This is a genomic window from Kitasatospora sp. NPDC043949 (assembly GCF_056435365.1).
The window spans coordinates 50,506-66,332 of record NZ_JBWKEQ010000011.1 but is presented as its reverse complement, the minus strand read 5'-3'; the positions used below and the strand labels follow the sequence as shown (position 1 = coordinate 66,332).

Here is a 15,827-nt window from a genome sequence, read left to right as displayed (position 1 = left end):
GCCGGCGGCCCGGTTCCGCTCCACCGCCCGCAGCCCGGACAATGGCGTACGTGATCGAGCTCGGCTACTCCCTCTCCAACCGCTTCCCCGACCCCCCGCAGACGGACTACCGCTCCGCCCCGGTGCGGTCCCTGCGGTACGACCTGTTCTGCGGCGACGTCTACCTGGACGCCGAGGGCGCCGAGCTGTCCACCGGCTGGGGGTGGGTGCCGGTGCTCGACTTCGCCTGGGCGCTGTGCGACATCGCCGAGGAGCTGGACCGCGACCCGGACGGCGGCCGGGCCGCCCGGGTGCAGACCGCGGACCTCGACTTCACCCAGAACACCGAGCTGCTGCGGTTCGCCCGCCGCTTCAACTGGGTCGAGATCACCGCGACCTGGCTGCCGGACGAGCCGCCCGCCGTGGTCCGCCACGGCGAGCTGCGGCGCGAGGCCCGGGACTTCCTCCAGGACACCCTCGCCGACCTCTTCGATATGCACCCCGAGCTGGCCGACAATCCGAACATCTGGTCGCTGCAGGGCCGGTTCCCCCGGATCTGACCAGGGCATTGTCAGGCCTTTGCCAGTGGATTGGCGTCCACGAAGAATTCACGGACTTCGCGGAACCAACCCACCGGGGTATTGCGTTGTCCCGGAAAAAGCGAACGAAGGGACTGCAATCGCCATGCCAGTGAGCCTTTCCAAGGGTGGCAACGTCTCGCTGACCAAGGAGGCCCCGGGCCTGTCCGCGGTCAGTGTCGGCCTGGGCTGGGACGTCCGGACCACGACCGGCACCGAGTTCGACCTCGACGCCAGCGCGATCGTCCTGAACGCGGACGGCAAGGTGCTCTCCAACGGGCACTTCGTCTTCTTCAACAACACCAGCAGCCCGGACAACACCGTCGTGCACACCGGCGACAACCGCACCGGTGAGGGCGCCGGCGACGACGAGTCGATCAACGTCAACCTGGCCGGCCTGCCGGCCGAGGCCGTCAAGATCACCTTCCCCGTCACCATCTACGACGGGGTCGCCCGAGGCCAGAGCTTCGGCCAGGTCCGCAACGCGTACATCCGCGTGGTGAACGCCGCCGGCGGCGCCGAGATCGCCCGCTACGACCTCTCCGAGGACGCCGCCACCGAGACCGCCATGATCTTCGGCGAGCTCTACCGCAACGGCGGCGAGTGGAAGTTCCGCGCCGTCGGCCAGGGCTACGCCTCCGGCCTGGCGGGCATCGCCCAGGACTTCGGCGTCCAGCTCTGACGCCCCGCCGGGCCCCTCCCGGCCCGGCACACCGCCGGAACGAGAGCGGCGCGGGACATCGGTCACACCGACGTCCCGCGCCGCTTTCGCGCACCCGGCCCGGGCTCAGGCCCTAGGGGCTCTCTTTCGGATCACGTCGCGCGCCCGGCGTGATCCGAAAGAGGGCCCTTAGCGCGAGGCACGCAGCTCCGGCAGCTGGATCAGCTCGGTCTCGTCCTCCGGGGTCAGGTCCACCACCGCGGGCGCACCCGGCGCCGGCTCGGCCGCCGGCTGCGACGCCTGCGAGCCGGCCACGGCCTCCTGCACCTCACGAGCCTCCTGGGCCTCCTGCGCCTCGGCCTTCGCCTGCGCGGCCACCGCCTCGTCGCCCACCACGTCGGCCAGGTCCGTGCGCTCGCCCAGTTCGGCGACGCTGCCCACCGCCGGCGCCGGGGCCGCCGCCCGCACGGCCGCGCCCGCACCCCGGCCGAAGAAGCTGAAGCCCGGCCCGCGCACCGCCCCGGACTGCGCCGACCGCGGCCGCTGCCGCTCCACCGGCGCGGGCGCCGCGACCGGAGCGGACGGCGTCCCGCCGAGCTGCCCGACCGTGGCGGTCAGCGCCGGGCGCACCGGCGCGGGCCGCACCGGCGCCTGTGCCTGGTCCTGTGCCTGTGCCTGTGCCTGTGCCTGTGCCACCGGAGCCTGCTCCGGAGTGGGCACCGCGGGGGCCACCGGCGCCGGCACCGAGGGCGCCACCGCAGCGGGCGCGGGCGCCGGGGCCGCAGCGGCCGGCGCCGTACGCGCCCGCAGCGCGACCTCCGAGCCCGCCGTCCGCTCCCGCCGCGCCTCCTGCTCCGCCGCCCGCCGCTCCAGCAGCCGCAGCACGGACGCGGCACGGACGAACGCGGCCGGGCTGGCCGGATACTTGGGGCGGCTCGCGGCGAGCGCCCGCTGGGCCGCCTCGGCCTCCTTGAGCGCCTGTTCGGCCACCGCCACGGCCCGCTCCCGCAGCAGCCGGGCGATCTCGGTCTCGGCCTTCGCCAGCCGCGACTTCTCCGCCGTCAGCCGGCGCCCGAACCGGGTGGCCCGCTCCTCGGCGACCTCCGCCGCGTACTCGGCCTCCGCCAGCTGCTCCTCGAAGCGCTCCTCGGCCCGCAGCCGCTGCGCCGCGGCCATCTCGGCGGCCGCCCGGGCCGCCTTGTCCCGCTGCCGCAGCAGCAGCGCGAAGCCGAGCGTCGCGACCACCGCCGCGACACCCACCGAACGCACCAGGACGGCGTCCTGACTGAAGAGCAGAGCGGCCAGCGCGGCGACGAGCAGCACGCCGGCGGCGGTGGGGGGGAAGATCCGGCCGAGGACGGAGGAATGACGGTGGCGTCCGCGAGACATGCCAAGAAACTAGCGTGCGAATTGGGGCCGTGTCAGCCCAGGGTCCTCTTCCGCCCTTGACAGTGCGCAAGTTTTACCGCACGTGCCCGGCGTTTCACTCAAGATCACGAAAAAAGACCTGTTCAGCGGGGCGAGGGCGCCGGGCCGCCCGGATCGTCGTGGTTCTCCGGCAGCTTGCACACGTGCTGCAACCAGAGCGCCGCCGCGATCACCGCGGCCCCCGCCAGCACCGCGAGCCCGGCCGTGACGGCCTGGTCCTTGCGCGCCGACACGTCCAGCTCGCCCAGCAGGAAGATCCCCGCGCCCGCGTAGACGCCGGTGACCACCGCCGAGACCAGCGCGCTGGCCTGCCCCAGCACCACCGCCCGGGCCGCCAGCAGCGGGTCGACGCCCTTCGCGCCGGGCTGCCGCTCGCGCACCGCCTTCAGCCGGGACCGCAGCGAGAGGGCGGTCGCCAACAGGACCACCGCCACCGCCGCCAGCACCACCGGCGCCGCGACCGGCACGGCCGGCAGCGTGTCCAGGGAGGCCCAGAGCTTGGCACCGGCCCAGGACAGCGCCGTGGTAGCAGCGGTGATGCCGACCAGCAGGCGTAGGCGAAGCAGCTTCACTCGGAGGAGGTCCTTCCCGGGGTTACCAGAGCCGGCCGCCGCCCGGTGGCCCGGCACGGCGGCGCCAGGCCACCGTACCGGGCCCGACCGGGCGGGCACCTGCGCGAACGGCGGACACCTACTCGTACGGCCGGGCCCCCCGGCCGAGTTCCCCGGCCGCCCTCACCGGGCCGCCGGGCCGGGGCCGGTCACTCCGGCAGCGTCAGCCGGATGTCGTCCCGCCGCCGGACGCCCTGCGCGCCCGGGCCGCCGAGCGCGTCCAGCAGTTCGCCGACCTGCCCGTGCCCGGGCACCTCGGCCTCCGGCTGGGCGTCCAGCCAGGGGGCGAGCACGAAGGCCCGCTCGTGCGAGCGCGGGTGCGGCAGCAGCAGCTGCGGGTCGTCGCTGAGCACGCCCTCGTAGGCCAGGATGTCGACGTCCAGGGTCCGCGGACCCCAGTGCACCGTCCGGACCCGCCCGAAGGCGTCCTCGATCGCGTTGCCGCGCTCCAGCAGGTCGCGCGGCGGCAGCGAGGTGCGCAGCACGACGACCGCGTTGTAGTAGTTGGGCTGCTCGTCCGGGCCGCCGACGGCCTCGGTCTCGTAGACCGCGGAGACGGCCTTGATCTTGAGCCCGGGGGTGTCGGCGAGCGCGTCGACGGCGCCCTGGAGGGTGTCCAGGCGGTTGCCCAGGTTGCTGCCGAGTGCGATCACCGCGCAGCGCTGGCTGTGCAGTGTGGTGTCGGCGGAGTCCACCCGGCTCTCCAGGTCGAACGTGGTCGGCGAGGCGGTCGGGTCGCTGGTGCTCATCGAGATCCCTCTGCAACTGGAACGGGGCGCACGGCGGCGGTCATGCGCGGCCCCGGTGAATGGTCACGGTCACGTCGTCGAACGGCACGGTGATCGGGGCGTCGGGCTTGTGCACGGTCACCTCGACCTCCTCGACCGCTTCGTGCTTCAGGCACTGGTCGGCGATGCGCTGGGCCAGGGTCTCGATCAGGTCGACCGGCTCCCCCGCGATGATCGCGGTGACCTCCTCGGCCACGAGGCCGTAGTGCGCCGTGCGGGTGAGGTCGTCGCCGGACGCGGCAGGGCGGGTGTCCAGGTACAGCACGAGGTCGACCACGAAGGTCTGGCCCTCGATGCGCTCGCGCTCGAAGACGCCGTGGTTGCCCCGGGCACGCAGCCCCCGCAGGGTGACGCGGTCCAGCAAACGAATCACTGCTCCCAGTCGGACGGGCCCCACCCGGAGAATGGCATGGACGAGCGGGGCGAAGGCGGGCAGCACACCCGCCACTCCGTTTCGAATCTACCCGCGGGCGCTGACAACGTCTGACCGTCCTACCCGGCACGAACCGTCGCCACGCGCACCGGAATGGCGATTGACGTGAACGTTCGGTGACCACTCGGGAATTCCCGGGCGACCTCCCGGCCGCGTTTTCCGAAGGCCGCCCGAATCAGTCCTCGTCCTCGTCGTCGCCGCTGGTCAGAACGGGTGAACCGTGGTGCGACCAGAGCTTCCACCCGCCCGGGGTACGGCGGAACAGATTCGTCGACACGACCTTTCCGCCGACCAGCGGACCGAGTTCCCCCTCCTCCTCCGCCTCGCCGCCGGAGAGGATGTTCTCGGTGCACGTGACAAGGGCCACATCTCCGTGGACCTCGGCCTCGACATCGGTCAGGAAGAACTGGATGTACTCCGTGTTCATCATGATCAGCATGTACGAGCGGGTCACCTGCGCCCGCCCGCGCAGCACCGGCCAGCCGGGGTGCACGCACACCACGCCGCCCTTGTCGTCCGCGTCCGCGGCCCCCAGCCAGGCGTCCTCGACCGCCTCCAGGTCCCCCTCCTCCAGGGCCTGGTAGAGCGCCTGGTTCGCCGCGAGCACCGCCTCCAGGTCCGCCTCGCGGGCCTGGCCGGCCGTTCCGCCGCTCAGCCTGCCGTCACCTGTCACAGACCCTCCCTCACCCCTTGCCGGGCCGCGTTCTGCCAGGCCGCGACCACCCGGACGGCGTCCGCCGTGCCGGACACGTCGTGCACCCGCACCGCCCAGGCGCCGGCCTGGGCCGACAGCACCGACACCGCGGCGGTCGCGTCGTCGCGCTCCCGGGCCGGGCGCAGCGCCCCGGTTTGCGGGTCGGCCAGCAGCGTACCCAGGAACCGCTTGCGCGATGCGGCGACGAGGACGGGACGGCCGAGCGCGGTGAGCGCGTCCAGCCGGCCGAGCAGCGCCCAGTTGTGCTCGGGGGTCTTGGCGAAGCCGAGGCCCGGGTCGAGGATCAGCTGGTCCTCCTTGACCCCGGCCGCCAGCAGCGCGTCCACCCGGACGGCCAGCTCGGCGACGACGTCCGTCACCACGTCCCGGTAGACCGCCAGCCGCTCCATGTCCGCGGACTGGCCGCGCCAGTGCATCACCACGAACGGCGCGCCGGTGTCGGCGACCACCCGGGCCATCGCCGGGTCGGCGAGCCCGCCGGAGACGTCGTTGACGAGCGCGGCACCGGCCGCCACGGCCTGCTCGGCGACGGAGGCCCGCATGGTGTCGACCGACACCACGACCCCGGCGGCGACGAGCTCGCGCACCACCGGCAGCACCCGGCGCAGCTCCTCCTCCTCGGGCACCCGCTGCGAGCCGGGCCGGGTGGACTCGCCCCCGACGTCCACCAGGTCCGCGCCGCGGGCGCGCAGGGCGAGCCCGTGCGCGATCGCCTTGGCGGGGTCGTGCCAGAGGCCGCCGTCCGAGAAGGAGTCGGGTGTGACGTTGACCACACCCATCACGGCGCAGCGGTCGAGCCGCGGCAGTCCGGCCGGCAGCGAGAAGGACGGCGAGTTGCTCATGCGCCCATTATCGAACGGGGCCCCCGCCGAGGATTCTCGGCGGGGGCCCCGTTGGTCGCGGCGGTGCCTCAGGCGGCCTCGGTGACGTCGCGGGCGCCCGGGGTGGGCATCAGGCCCTCCCGCTGGCGCCGGCGGCCGAAGCGCGGCATGCCGAGGGTGATGAAGGCCTCGGCCTGCATCGCGGCGAAGCCGATCCGCGGCAGGTCCCGGGTGTTCGGGAAGACCAGGAAGCGCGGTTCCCACTCGGGCTGGAACTTGGCGTTGAACTTGTACAGCGACTCGATCTGGAACCAGCGCGAGAGGAACACCAGCAGTCCGCGCCAGGCCCGCAGCACCGGGCCGGCGCCGATCCGCTCGCCGCGGGCCAGCGCCGAGCGGAACATCGCGAAGTTGAGCGACACCCGGCGCACGCCCATCGCGGGCACGGCCTGGAGGGCGGCGACGATCAGCAGCTCGTTCAGGCCCGGGTCGGCCGCGCGGTCGCGGCGCATCAGCTCCAGCGAGATGCCGTCCGGCCCCCAGGGCACGAAGTGCAGCACGGCTTTCAGGTCGTCGCCGCCCTCCCCCTCCTCCGGGGCCTTGTGGGCGGTGACCACCACGCAGTCGTCGTCCAGCGGGTCGCCGAAGCGCCCGAGGGCCATCGAGAAGCCGCGCTCGGTGTCGGTGCCGCGCCAGCGGGCGGCGGCGTCGGCGATCCGGTGCTTCTCCTCCAGGGTGAGGTCGCTGACCCGGCGCACCTGGCAGGAGTAGCCGTTGCGCTCGATCCGCTTGACCATCTGGCGGACGTTGCGCATGGCCCGGCCGGCGAGCGAGAAGGTGGCGGTGTCGACGATCGCCTCGTCGCCCAGCTCCAGCGCGTCGAGGTCCGCCTCGCGGGTCCAGACCTCGCCGCCGACCTCGCTGCAGCCCATCACGGCCGGCACCCAGGCGTGCTCGCGGGCCTCGGCCATGAACACCTTGATCGCGCCCGGCCAGGCCTCGACGTCGCCGACCGGGTCGCCGGAGGCCAGCATCACGCCGGAGACCACCCGGTAGGAGATCGCGGCCTTGCCGGTGGGCGAGAACAGCACGCTCTTGTCGCGGCGCAGCGCGAAGTAGCCGAGCGAGTCGCGCTCGCCGTGCCGGGTGAGCAGCTCGCGGACCTTCTCCTCGTCCTCCGGGGTCAGCTCCGGCTTGGGCTTGCCGGGGCGCAGCGCCAGGTAGGCGGTGGTGAAGGCGGTCAGCAGGCCCAGCCCGCCGAGCAGGTAGGCGACCAGGTCGGACATCCGGACGTTGTTGTACCGGATCGGCCCCTCGAAGCCGAACAGCCCGTACACGACGTGCTGGAGGCGCTCGGGCAGGGCCGGGTAGCCGATCTCGTACTTGGTCCGGGTGCTCACGATCAGCAGGCCGAGCAGCACGCTGACGGCGCCCATCACGATCAGGTTGACCAGCGCCCGCCAGCGGGTGCGCGGGTCGGCCTTGGCGTAGAACTCGCGCTGGTGCACCAGCATCACCACGAAGACCGCCAGCGAGACCACCGCCGGGCCGATCTGGTGCCAGCGCACGATGTGCAGCGCGGCGCCGACCGGCAGCAGCACGCACACCGCCCGCCAGGCCCGCCGCTTGCGCCGGCGCAGCGCGTGCGCGAGCAGCACCAGCAGCAGGCCGACCATCATCGTCCCGACCGCGGCCAGCGAGGTGGTGCCGCCGGGCAGCTGCCCGGTGAAGGTGTGCATCTTGGAGTGCCGGAGCTTGGGGAACACCGCGCTGGCGATGTCGACCAGGCCGATCAGCAGACAGGCATACCCGACCGCGCCGGGCAGCCAGGCCCTCGGAACAGCCGCCGCCTGGGTGCGAAGCGTCTGCAGGCCGCGTCGACGACGCGGCTGCTCGGGGCTCGGCTCAACGGACACGGGAACGCTCATGGAAGCTCAGCGTAGAGGCTGCGGGACGCCGTCCGGTCACTCCGGGGGAGCACGTGTGATGGACCTTCAATGCCTTTTCCTTCATCAGGCAATGCGCATACCAAGGACCCGGAAACGGTCGGTAAACCGGTGCCGTGGGCGCGCTGCGGTGGAGCCGGGGACGGAGCCGAGGGCCTGCCGCCGCGTGGCGCGGCAGGGTCCTCCGGTACGCCGTACGTACGGTGGACGCCGCATTCTAGGGCGCCGGTTGCCTGCGGCTCCCCCCGCCCTCCCAGCTCGCCCGGGCATCCGGACAGCCTAGCCGCGGTGGCCGGAGCTGACGGACCGCCAGACGATGAGGCGTGCACCGACAGTGTCCCACCGGAAGGCCGACGGCATGGAACTGACCAGCGAAGCGCTGGTGAACTCGCTGCTCGCACTCGGCGCTGCGGCTCTCGTCACCACCCTGTGGCTCTGGCCGCGACTGGCGCGCCAGCGCCCGCTGCCCGTCCTGGGCCGGATCGGCCTGCTGACCGTCACTCAAGTCGCGGTCGTGGCCGTGCTGGCGCTGGCGGTGAACAACTCCTTCGGGTTCTACACCTCGTGGGACGACCTGCTCAGCCCCGGCAGCGCCAAACTCGCGCTGACCAGCAACGAGAACCACAAGGGCGACGCCCCGGCCTCGGACACGCAGCTCCAGCCGACCGACGAGGGCGGTCTGGAGACCGTCGCCGACCTGCCCAAGGGCCCGCCCGAGGAGGTCGGCAAGGTCGAATCGGTCCGGGTCACCGGCAAGGAGACCGGACTGTCCGACCAGCTGTTCGTCTACCTGCCGCCCGAGTACTTCGACCCGAAGTTCGCCCTGGTCCGCTTCCCCGTCCTGGTCGCCATCTCCGGCTTCCCCGGCACCTCGCTCAACCTGATCAAGGAGCTGCCGCTCCTGCGCACCGCGGCCGAGCTGCGGAAGTCCGGCAAGATGCCGCCGACCGTCGTGGTCATGGCCCGCCCGACCGTCGCCCCGCCGCGCGACACCGAGTGCGTGGACGTCCCCGGCGGCCCGCGCGCCGAGACCTGGTTCACCAAGGACCTGCCGGACGCGCTCCGGACCAGCTACCGGACTGGCCGCTCGGCCGCCTCCTGGTCCGTCTTCGGCTACTCGACCGGGGGCAGCTGCGCGCTGCGGCTGGCGATGCGCTTCCCGAACGTCTACGGCATCGGGGTGGGCCTGCACGGCGAGTACAAGGTCAAGGCGGACCAGTTCACCGGCGGTGACCTGTTCGCCGGCGACGCCGCCCTGGCCCAGCAGAGCGACCTCGACTGGCGGCTGACGAACCTCCCGGCCCCCGCCCTCTCGCTGCTGGTGGTCTCCTCCCGCAAGGAGGGCGACTTCGCGCAGACCCTCCAGTTCGTCGACCACGCCCAGCAGGTCGCCGCGGCCAACCCGCAGTTCAAGGTCGACTCGCTCTACCTGGACGACGGCGGCCACAACTTCGACAGCTGGACCCGTGAGCTGCCGTCCTCGCTGGAGTGGATCGGCGAGCGGCTCGGCTGACGCGGGCAGGTGACGCAGCCGGGTGACGGCCGGCCGGTCCGAGGGGACCGGCCGGCCGTTCCGCTATCGGCCGATGATGAGGCTCATCGCCTCGGCCCGGGTGGCCGGGTCGCGCAGCTGGCCGCGGACGCACGAGGTGATGGTCTTGGCGCCGGGCTTGCGGATGCCGCGCATCGACATGCACATGTGCTCGCACTCGACCACGACGATCGCCCCGCGCGGCTCCAGGATCCGCATCAGCGCGTCGGCCACCTGGCTGGTCAGCCGCTCCTGCACCTGGGGGCGGCGGGCGTAGACGTCGACCAACCGGGCCAGCTTGGACAGGCCGGTGATCTTGCCGCTGGCGGACGGGATGTACCCGACGTGCGCCACACCGCGGAACGGCACCAGGTGGTGCTCGCAGACGGACGTCAGCTCGATGTCCTTCACGAGCACCATCTCGTCGTGCCCGAGGTCGAAGGTGGTGGTGAGGACGTCCTCGGGCTCCTGCCAGAGGCCCGCGAATATCTCCTTGTAGGCGCGCGCGACCCGGGCCGGGGTCTCCAGCAGCCCCTCGCGGTCCGGGTCCTCACCCACGGCGAGCAACAGCTCGCGGATGGCGTTCTCGGCCCGCTTCTGGTCGAAGGTCCCGACGGTGGGTGGACCGTCGAGCGTCACCGGGTCGATCATGCGGGCCTCGCTTACTTGGGACGACTTTGCTGAACAGCACGGATGCCGCGTCTCCAGGGTACAAACCCCGGTGACGCGGCATCCATTCCGTACGGTGCGCGGGATCAGCCCTCGGCGGGCGGCTCCGACGTCGGCAGCGGCGGGAGCTTCACGATGTCCACCGGGGCGGTGTCGATCGCGGCGGCGCCGTTGGTGAGCGCCAGCTCCTTCGGGGACTGCACCGGAGGCCGGGTGGACGGCGTGCGACGGGACGAGCCCGTCCAGGCCGGCCGGGCCGGGCGCTTCACGATCGTGGCGAAGATCTCCGCGATCTGCTCCTTGTTCAGGGTCTCCTTCTCCAGGAGCTCCAGAACCAGGTTGTCGAGCACGTCGCGGTTCTCGACCAGGATCTCCCAGGCCTCGTTGTGCGCGTTCTCGATGAGCTTCTTGACCTCTTCGTCCACCAGCCCGGCGACCTCTTCCGAGTAGTCGCGCTGGTGGCCCATCTCACGGCCCAGGAACGGCTCCGCGTTGTCCGAGCCGAACTTGATGGCACCGAGCCGCTCGGTCATGCCGTACTGGGTCACCATGGCCCGGGCGGTGGCGGTGGCCTTCTCGATGTCGTTCGACGCGCCGGTGGTCGGGTCGTGGAAGACCAGCTCCTCCGCCGCGCGCCCGCCCAGCATGTAGGCCAGCTGGTCGAGCATCTCGTTGCGGGTGGTGGAGTACTTGTCCTCGTCCGGCAGCACCATGGTGTAGCCGAGGGCCCGGCCGCGCGAGAGGATCGTGATCTTGTGCACCGGGTCGCTGTTGGGGCACGCCGCCGCCACCAGGGCGTGGCCGCCCTCGTGGTACGCGGTGATCTTCTTCTCCCTCTCGGACATGATCCGAGTGCGCTTCTGCGGACCGGCCACGACGCGGTCGATCGCCTCGTCCAGGATGCCGTTGTCGATCAGCTTCTTGTCCGAACGGGCCGTCAGCAGAGCGGCCTCGTTGAGGACGTTCGACAGGTCCGCGCCGGTGAAGCCGGGGGTGCGCTTGGCGACGGCCGAGAGGTCGACGTCGGGCGCGATCGGCTTGCCCTTCTGGTGCACCTTGAGGATGTCCAGCCGGCCCTGGAGGTCGGGGCGCTCGACCGCGATCTGGCGGTCGAAGCGGCCCGGGCGCAGCAGCGCCGGGTCCAGGATGTCGGGGCGGTTGGTGGCCGCGATCAGGATCACGCCACCCTTGACGTCGAAGCCGTCCATCTCGACCAGCAGCTGGTTGAGGGTCTGCTCGCGCTCGTCGTGACCGCCGCCCAGACCCGCACCGCGGTGCCGGCCGACGGCGTCGATCTCGTCGACGAAGACGATCGCCGGGGCGTTCGCCTTGGCCTGCTCGAAGAGGTCGCGGACGCGGCTGGCGCCGACACCCACGAACATCTCGACGAAGTCCGAGCCGGAGATCGAGTAGAACGGCACCCCGGCCTCGCCCGCGACGGCACGCGCCAGCAGGGTCTTGCCGGTACCGGGCGGGCCGTAGAGCAGCACACCCTTGGGGATCTTGGCGCCGACGGCCTGGAACTTGGCCGGCTCCTGGAGGAACTCCTTGATCTCGTGGAGCTCCTCGACCGCCTCGTCGGCGCCCGCGACGTCCGCGAAGGTCGTCTTCGGGGTGTCCTTGGTGAGCAGCTTGGCCTTGGACTTGCCGAACTGCATGACCCGGGAGCCGCCGCCCTGCATCTGATTCATCAGGAACAGGAAGACCAGGACGATGATGACGATCGGGAGCATCGACAGCAGCAGGCTGACGAAGGTGCTCTGCTTCTCGGGGCTGATGGTGTAGCCCTCGGCGAGCGTGCTCTGGTCGTTGTCGTTGATCTGGGCCTGGAGCTTGTCGGCGATCGCAACACCCTGGTCGCCGATGTACGAGGCCTGGAACTTGCTGCCGGACGGCGTCTTGCCGGTACCGGCGTTGGACAGCGTGGCGCCGTCCTTCAGCTGGATCTTGATCGTGTTCGAGTCACCAGTGGTGATCTGCGCCGACTTGACCTGCTTCGCGTCGATCGCCGCGACGACCTGACCGGTGTCCACCGTCTTGTAGCCGTTCGAATCCGAAACGACCTGCATCAAAACGATGACGGCGAGGACGGCCAGCACGATCCACATGATCGGCGCACGGAAGTATCGCTTGACGTCCATCCATGCGGGGCGTTGCCGCCCCGTCCCTCCTGCCACTCAGCGGCGCCGCGGGCTGGGTGCCGCCGGCGCATCCTGGTCGGTGCTCATGTGAAGAGCGGTTTTAATGGACCGTACCGCAGTCGCACCCGCCCATGGCGGGAGCGCAGCGACACGGCCGTCGTTCTTGGTCCCCCCGGTCCAACGGGCGGGAACCGGCTCCTGTTCCCACCCGTAGCCCGAACGGAGCCCTCAGCCCCCGTAGACGTGCGGGGCGAGCGTCCCGATGAAGGGCAGGTTACGCAGCTTCTCCGCGTAGTCCAGGCCGTAGCCGACCACGAACTCGTTCGGAATGTCGAAACCGACGTACTTCACGTCGATCTCGACCTTGGCCGCGTCCGGCTTGCGCAGCAGGGCACAGACCTCCAGCGAGGCCGGGCCGCGCGAGCTCAGGTTGCCCAGCAGCCAGGACAGGGTCAGACCGGAGTCGATGATGTCCTCGACGATCAGGACGTCCCGGCCGGCGATGTCGGTGTCCAGGTCCTTCAGGATGCGGACCACGCCGGAGGACTTGGTGCCCATGCCGTAGGAGGACACCGCCATCCAGTCCATGGTGACCTGCGAGTGCAGGGCCCGGGCGAGGTCGGCCATGACCATCACAGCCCCCTTGAGGACGCCGACGATCAGCAGATCCTTGCCTGCGTAGTCCCGGTCGATGCGCTCGGCCAGCTCCAGGAGCTTGGCGTCGATCTCGTCCTTGCTGATGAGCACCTTCGCGAGGTCAGCGCCCATGTCGTTCTGGTCCACCGGGGATACGTCCTCAAACGTTCGGGGTCTGTGTGGCCGGCGGCCGACTACCCCGGGACATGCCCGCCCGTCAGTCGCCCTGCCGCCGAAAGACCAGCGTGCCACACCTGCGGGTGGCCTCGACGCCCCCGGGTAGGTGCAGCGGCCCCTGGCCGCGCCATCCGGTGACCAGCAGGTCGATCGTCTCCAGGTGCCGCGCGAACAGGTCCCCGGCCGGGCAGCCCGCCCGCAGCGCGGCCCGGCGCAGCACCCGGCGGCGGACCGCGGGCGGGAGCTCGGCGAGTTTCACCGCGTCCAGGGCGCCCTCACCCGTCCGGAGGTCGCGTTCGGCCAGGGAGGCCCACTGGTCGAGGGCGTCCGCGTCGTCGCGGAACAGCCGGGCGGTGCGGGCCAGCGCCTCGACCACCCCGCCGCCCAGGTGCTTCTCCAGCACCGGCAGCACCTCGTGCCGGACCCGGGAGCGGGTGTAGGCGGGATCACAGTTGTGCGGGTCGTCCCAGACCGGGATCGCCTGGGCGGAGCAGGCCTGCCGGGTGGCCGCCCGGTCCAGCTCCAGCAGCGGGCGGCGGTAGCGGCCCTTCTGCGCCGGCATCCCGGCCAACGAGCGGGAGCCCGAACCGCGCGCCAGGCCCAGCAGCACCGTCTCGGCCTGGTCGTCCCGGGTGTGGCCGAGCAGCACCGCGAGCGCGCCGAGCCGCTCGGCGGCCGCGTCCAGGGCCGCGTAGCGGGCGTCCCGGGCGGCGGCCTCCGGGCCGCCGGACCGGCCGACGCGCACCGGGATCGCCTCGACCGGGTCCAGGCCGAGCGAGCGCAGCCGTTCGGCCACCTGGGCGGCCCGGTCGGCGGAGCCGGGCTGCAGGCCGTGGTCCACGGTGACGGCGCCGACCCGCAGGCCGATCTTGGGGGCTTCGAAGGCGGCGGCGATGGCCAACGCCATCGAGTCGGCGCCGCCGCTGACGGCGACCAGCACCAGCGGCGAGCCGGGGGCGGCCGGGGTCCGGGGCAGTCCGGACGGGTGCCGGGCGGCGTTGCCGATCAGGGTGGTGCCGACGGCGGCACCCACCAGGGGCGCCCCGGCCGGACGCTGGCGGGGCTCACGCACGGGCGCGGTGAAGGTGGTACCGGCCTCGGCGGCGAGGTCGGTGAGCGTGCGGCGGACGGCCAGGCGTATCGCTGCGACTGCGGGGTGTGGACCCACGGCGGACGACTCCTCGACGGAGGGGACAGGACGGCGGCTCGCGCGGCGGGGCCGCGCAGCTTCATGAGCGCCCTGTTACCGGGCGCTCACAGATGGTGGCAGAAAGGAGCACCCCGCTACGCCACCCGCGCCACCGGTACGACCACCGTCCCACGTTCGGGTGAATGGAGAAACGTATCTTCACCCTCCGTCTGCCCGATTGGACCACTCGTACGAGCGGGTTTGACCACCACCGACCACCGCCCGGCGCTTGGGGTCCGAGCCCCGTCCGAGCCCCGTCCGAGCCCCGTCCGTGCCCGCCTCAGCGGGCGACGCGGGCGACCCAGGCGGCCGGATCGTGGATCTCCTCCTTGGTCGGCAGCGTGTTCGGGGAGGTCCAGACCCGGTTGAAGCCCTCCATGCCGACCTGCTCCACCACCCCGCGCACGAACACCGCACCGTCCTGGTACTGGCGCAGCTTCGCGTCCATCCCGAGCAGCCGGCGCAACAGCAGGTCGAGCCGGTTCGCCCCGCGGTCCCGGCGCTGCTGGAACTTCTCCCGGATCTCCGCCACGGTCGGCACCACCGCCGGGCCGACCCCGTCCATCACCACGTCCGCGTGGCCCTCCAGCAGCGACATCACCGCCGTCAGCCGGCCCAGGATCTCGCGCTGCGCCGGCGACTGGACGACCTCCATCAGCCCCGCCGACGGCATGCCGTCCCGGCCCCCGGCACCCGGCAGCCCGCCGCCGAGCGAACCCGCCGCGTCCCGCAGCCGCTCCAGCAGGGCGCCGGGGTCCACGTCGGTCTCCGCCAGGAAGGACTGCACCTCGGACTGGATGTGGTCGCGCAGCCACGGCACCGCGGTGAACTGCGTCCGGTGCGTCTCCTCGTGCAGGCAGACCCAGAGCCGAAAGTCGGACGGGTCGACGTCCAGCTCCCGCTCGACGTGCACGATGTTCGGCGCCACCAGCAGCAGCCGGCCCGGCCCCGGGCCCTCCGGCCCCAGCCGGGGCTTGTCGAACAGCGCCGCCGGGCTGTCCGGGGCCTCCAGCGAAGGCTCCGCCGGGGCGAAGGTCTCGTACTGGCCGAGCACCTTCCCGGACAGGAACGCCAGCAGCGCGCCCACCTCGATCCCGGTGGCCTTCTCCCCCACCGCGCCGAACACCCCGGCCGTCGGGCTGCTCGCCCGGCGCGCCTGGAGCTTCTCCACCAGCGGCTGGACCACCGTGCGGAAGCCGGCCACGTTCGCCCGCACCCAGCCCGGGCGGTCCACCACCAGCACCGGCGTCGCGGTGGCCGCCGTCAGACTGCTCGACCGCATCCCCGTGAACGCCCGGACGTGCTCCTCGGCCTCCAGCGCGTGCCGGCGCAGTTCGGCGACCACGGCCGCCGCCTCCGCCCGACTCACCTCCGGCCCCGGCCGCACCAACCTGGTCGCGGTTGCGACCGCGAGATTCCAGTCGACCATGCCAGCACCGCCACTCGCGCTCGTCATGCCCTCACCGTACGTGCTCCCACCCACCAGCGGCAGCCACCCGCCACGAACACCCTCACCCCGCCCCC

General features: G+C 72.3%; 15 protein-coding genes. 3 read left to right on the top strand and 12 right to left on the bottom strand.

The annotated features are described in order from the left end of the window. The first annotated feature begins 41 nt into the window (after positions 1 to 41). Both AC07AL_RS11845 and AC07AL_RS11840 read left to right on the top strand, forming a co-directional pair. Positions 42 to 539 (top strand): hypothetical protein, encoded by a 498-nt coding sequence (locus AC07AL_RS11845; RefSeq protein ID WP_400335640.1) that lies wholly within the window; start codon positions 42 to 44, stop codon positions 537 to 539. Between the two features lie 124 nt (positions 540 to 663). After that, positions 664 to 1,239: a TerD family protein gene (locus AC07AL_RS11840; protein WP_350885215.1), complete on the top strand. Its 576-nt coding sequence runs from the start codon at positions 664 to 666 to the stop codon at positions 1,237 to 1,239. 168 nt (positions 1,240 to 1,407) lie between these two features. Here the strand turns inward: AC07AL_RS11840 and AC07AL_RS11835 are convergent, their stop codons facing one another. The 7 genes from AC07AL_RS11835 to AC07AL_RS11805 all read right to left on the bottom strand — a co-directional run bounded on the left by AC07AL_RS11835 (position 1,408) and on the right by AC07AL_RS11805 (position 7,942). Continuing rightward, positions 1,408 to 2,607: a hypothetical protein gene (locus tag AC07AL_RS11835; RefSeq protein WP_478317371.1), complete on the bottom strand. Its 1,200-nt coding sequence runs from the start codon at positions 2,605 to 2,607 to the stop codon at positions 1,408 to 1,410. A gap of 122 nt (positions 2,608 to 2,729) precedes the next feature. Then, complete coding sequence (locus AC07AL_RS11830) at positions 2,730 to 3,218, bottom strand: DUF3180 domain-containing protein (protein ID WP_363586581.1); 489 nt, start codon at positions 3,216 to 3,218, stop codon at positions 2,730 to 2,732. Between the two features lie 188 nt (positions 3,219 to 3,406). After that, on the bottom strand, positions 3,407 to 4,006 hold the full coding sequence (folK, locus tag AC07AL_RS11825) for a 2-amino-4-hydroxy-6-hydroxymethyldihydropteridine diphosphokinase (RefSeq protein WP_363586580.1): 600 nt from the start codon (positions 4,004 to 4,006) through the stop codon (positions 3,407 to 3,409). Positions 4,007 to 4,046: 40 nt separating this feature from the next. Then, complete coding sequence (folB, locus tag AC07AL_RS11820; RefSeq protein WP_063351209.1) at positions 4,047 to 4,406, bottom strand: dihydroneopterin aldolase; 360 nt, start codon at positions 4,404 to 4,406, stop codon at positions 4,047 to 4,049. 247 nt (positions 4,407 to 4,653) lie between these two features. Next, on the bottom strand, positions 4,654 to 5,151 hold the full coding sequence (locus tag AC07AL_RS11815) for a nuclear transport factor 2 family protein (RefSeq protein ID WP_063348246.1): 498 nt from the start codon (positions 5,149 to 5,151) through the stop codon (positions 4,654 to 4,656). Next, a complete protein-coding gene (folP, locus tag AC07AL_RS11810; protein WP_478317370.1) occupies positions 5,148 to 6,035 on the bottom strand; it encodes a dihydropteroate synthase in 888 nt (295 codons plus the stop codon). Before folP ends, AC07AL_RS11815 begins: the two co-directional genes overlap by 4 nt. Positions 6,036 to 6,103: 68 nt before the next feature. Continuing rightward, the gene (locus AC07AL_RS11805; protein ID WP_363586578.1) at positions 6,104 to 7,942 is read right to left on the bottom strand and encodes a phosphatidylglycerol lysyltransferase domain-containing protein; all 1,839 of its coding nucleotides are present in this window, start codon (positions 7,940 to 7,942) and stop codon (positions 6,104 to 6,106) included. A 376-nt stretch (positions 7,943 to 8,318) separates the two neighbouring features. Here AC07AL_RS11805 and AC07AL_RS11800 point away from each other — a divergent pair, with 376 nt between their 5' ends. Next, positions 8,319 to 9,473 carry an alpha/beta hydrolase gene (locus tag AC07AL_RS11800; protein ID WP_363632092.1) on the top strand — a complete coding sequence of 385 codons (1,155 nt, stop codon included), beginning with the start codon at positions 8,319 to 8,321 and terminating at the stop codon, positions 9,471 to 9,473. A 63-nt stretch (positions 9,474 to 9,536) separates the two neighbouring features. On the opposite strand, the gene folE is transcribed toward AC07AL_RS11800, so the two are convergent. The 5 genes from folE to AC07AL_RS11775 form a co-directional block, all read right to left on the bottom strand. Further along, positions 9,537 to 10,142 carry a GTP cyclohydrolase I FolE gene (gene folE / locus AC07AL_RS11795; protein WP_063348250.1) on the bottom strand — a complete coding sequence of 202 codons (606 nt, stop codon included), beginning with the start codon at positions 10,140 to 10,142 and terminating at the stop codon, positions 9,537 to 9,539. 104 nt (positions 10,143 to 10,246) lie between these two features. Continuing rightward, positions 10,247 to 12,301 carry an ATP-dependent zinc metalloprotease FtsH gene (gene ftsH, locus AC07AL_RS11790; RefSeq protein ID WP_363586576.1) on the bottom strand — a complete coding sequence of 685 codons (2,055 nt, stop codon included), beginning with the start codon at positions 12,299 to 12,301 and terminating at the stop codon, positions 10,247 to 10,249. 228 nt (positions 12,302 to 12,529) lie between these two features. After that, positions 12,530 to 13,084, bottom strand: coding sequence for a hypoxanthine phosphoribosyltransferase (gene hpt / locus AC07AL_RS11785; RefSeq protein WP_063348252.1), 555 nt, complete (start codon positions 13,082 to 13,084; stop codon positions 12,530 to 12,532). Positions 13,085 to 13,154: 70 nt separating this feature from the next. Next, entirely contained in the window at positions 13,155 to 14,282 is a 1,128-nt protein-coding gene (tilS, locus tag AC07AL_RS11780) for a tRNA lysidine(34) synthetase TilS (RefSeq protein WP_363586575.1), read from the bottom strand. 301 nt (positions 14,283 to 14,583) lie between these two features. Next, a complete protein-coding gene (locus AC07AL_RS11775; RefSeq protein ID WP_363586574.1) occupies positions 14,584 to 15,759 on the bottom strand; it encodes a zinc-dependent metalloprotease in 1,176 nt (391 codons plus the stop codon). Between the last annotated feature and the right edge of the window lie 68 nt (positions 15,760 to 15,827).

Excerpts from the sequence above, each read along its gene's own strand:
- AC07AL_RS11845 (WP_400335640.1), top strand. The coding sequence starts at position 42 with ATGGCGTACGTGATCGAGCTCGGCTACTCCCTCTCCAACCGCTTCCCC.
- AC07AL_RS11840 (WP_350885215.1), top strand. The coding sequence starts at position 664 with ATGCCAGTGAGCCTTTCCAAGGGTGGCAACGTCTCGCTGACCAAGGAG.
- AC07AL_RS11835 (WP_478317371.1), bottom strand. The coding sequence starts at position 2,607 with ATGTCTCGCGGACGCCACCGTCATTCCTCCGTCCTCGGCCGGATCTTC.
- folK (WP_363586580.1), bottom strand. The coding sequence starts at position 4,006 with ATGAGCACCAGCGACCCGACCGCCTCGCCGACCACGTTCGACCTGGAG.
- folP (WP_478317370.1), bottom strand. The coding sequence starts at position 6,035 with ATGAGCAACTCGCCGTCCTTCTCGCTGCCGGCCGGACTGCCGCGGCTC.
- AC07AL_RS11805 (WP_363586578.1), bottom strand. The coding sequence starts at position 7,942 with ATGAGCGTTCCCGTGTCCGTTGAGCCGAGCCCCGAGCAGCCGCGTCGT.
- AC07AL_RS11800 (WP_363632092.1), top strand. The coding sequence starts at position 8,319 with ATGGAACTGACCAGCGAAGCGCTGGTGAACTCGCTGCTCGCACTCGGC.
- folE (WP_063348250.1), bottom strand. The coding sequence starts at position 10,142 with ATGATCGACCCGGTGACGCTCGACGGTCCACCCACCGTCGGGACCTTC.
- ftsH (WP_363586576.1), bottom strand. The coding sequence starts at position 12,301 with ATGGACGTCAAGCGATACTTCCGTGCGCCGATCATGTGGATCGTGCTG.
- AC07AL_RS11775 (WP_363586574.1), bottom strand. The coding sequence starts at position 15,759 with ATGACGAGCGCGAGTGGCGGTGCTGGCATGGTCGACTGGAATCTCGCG.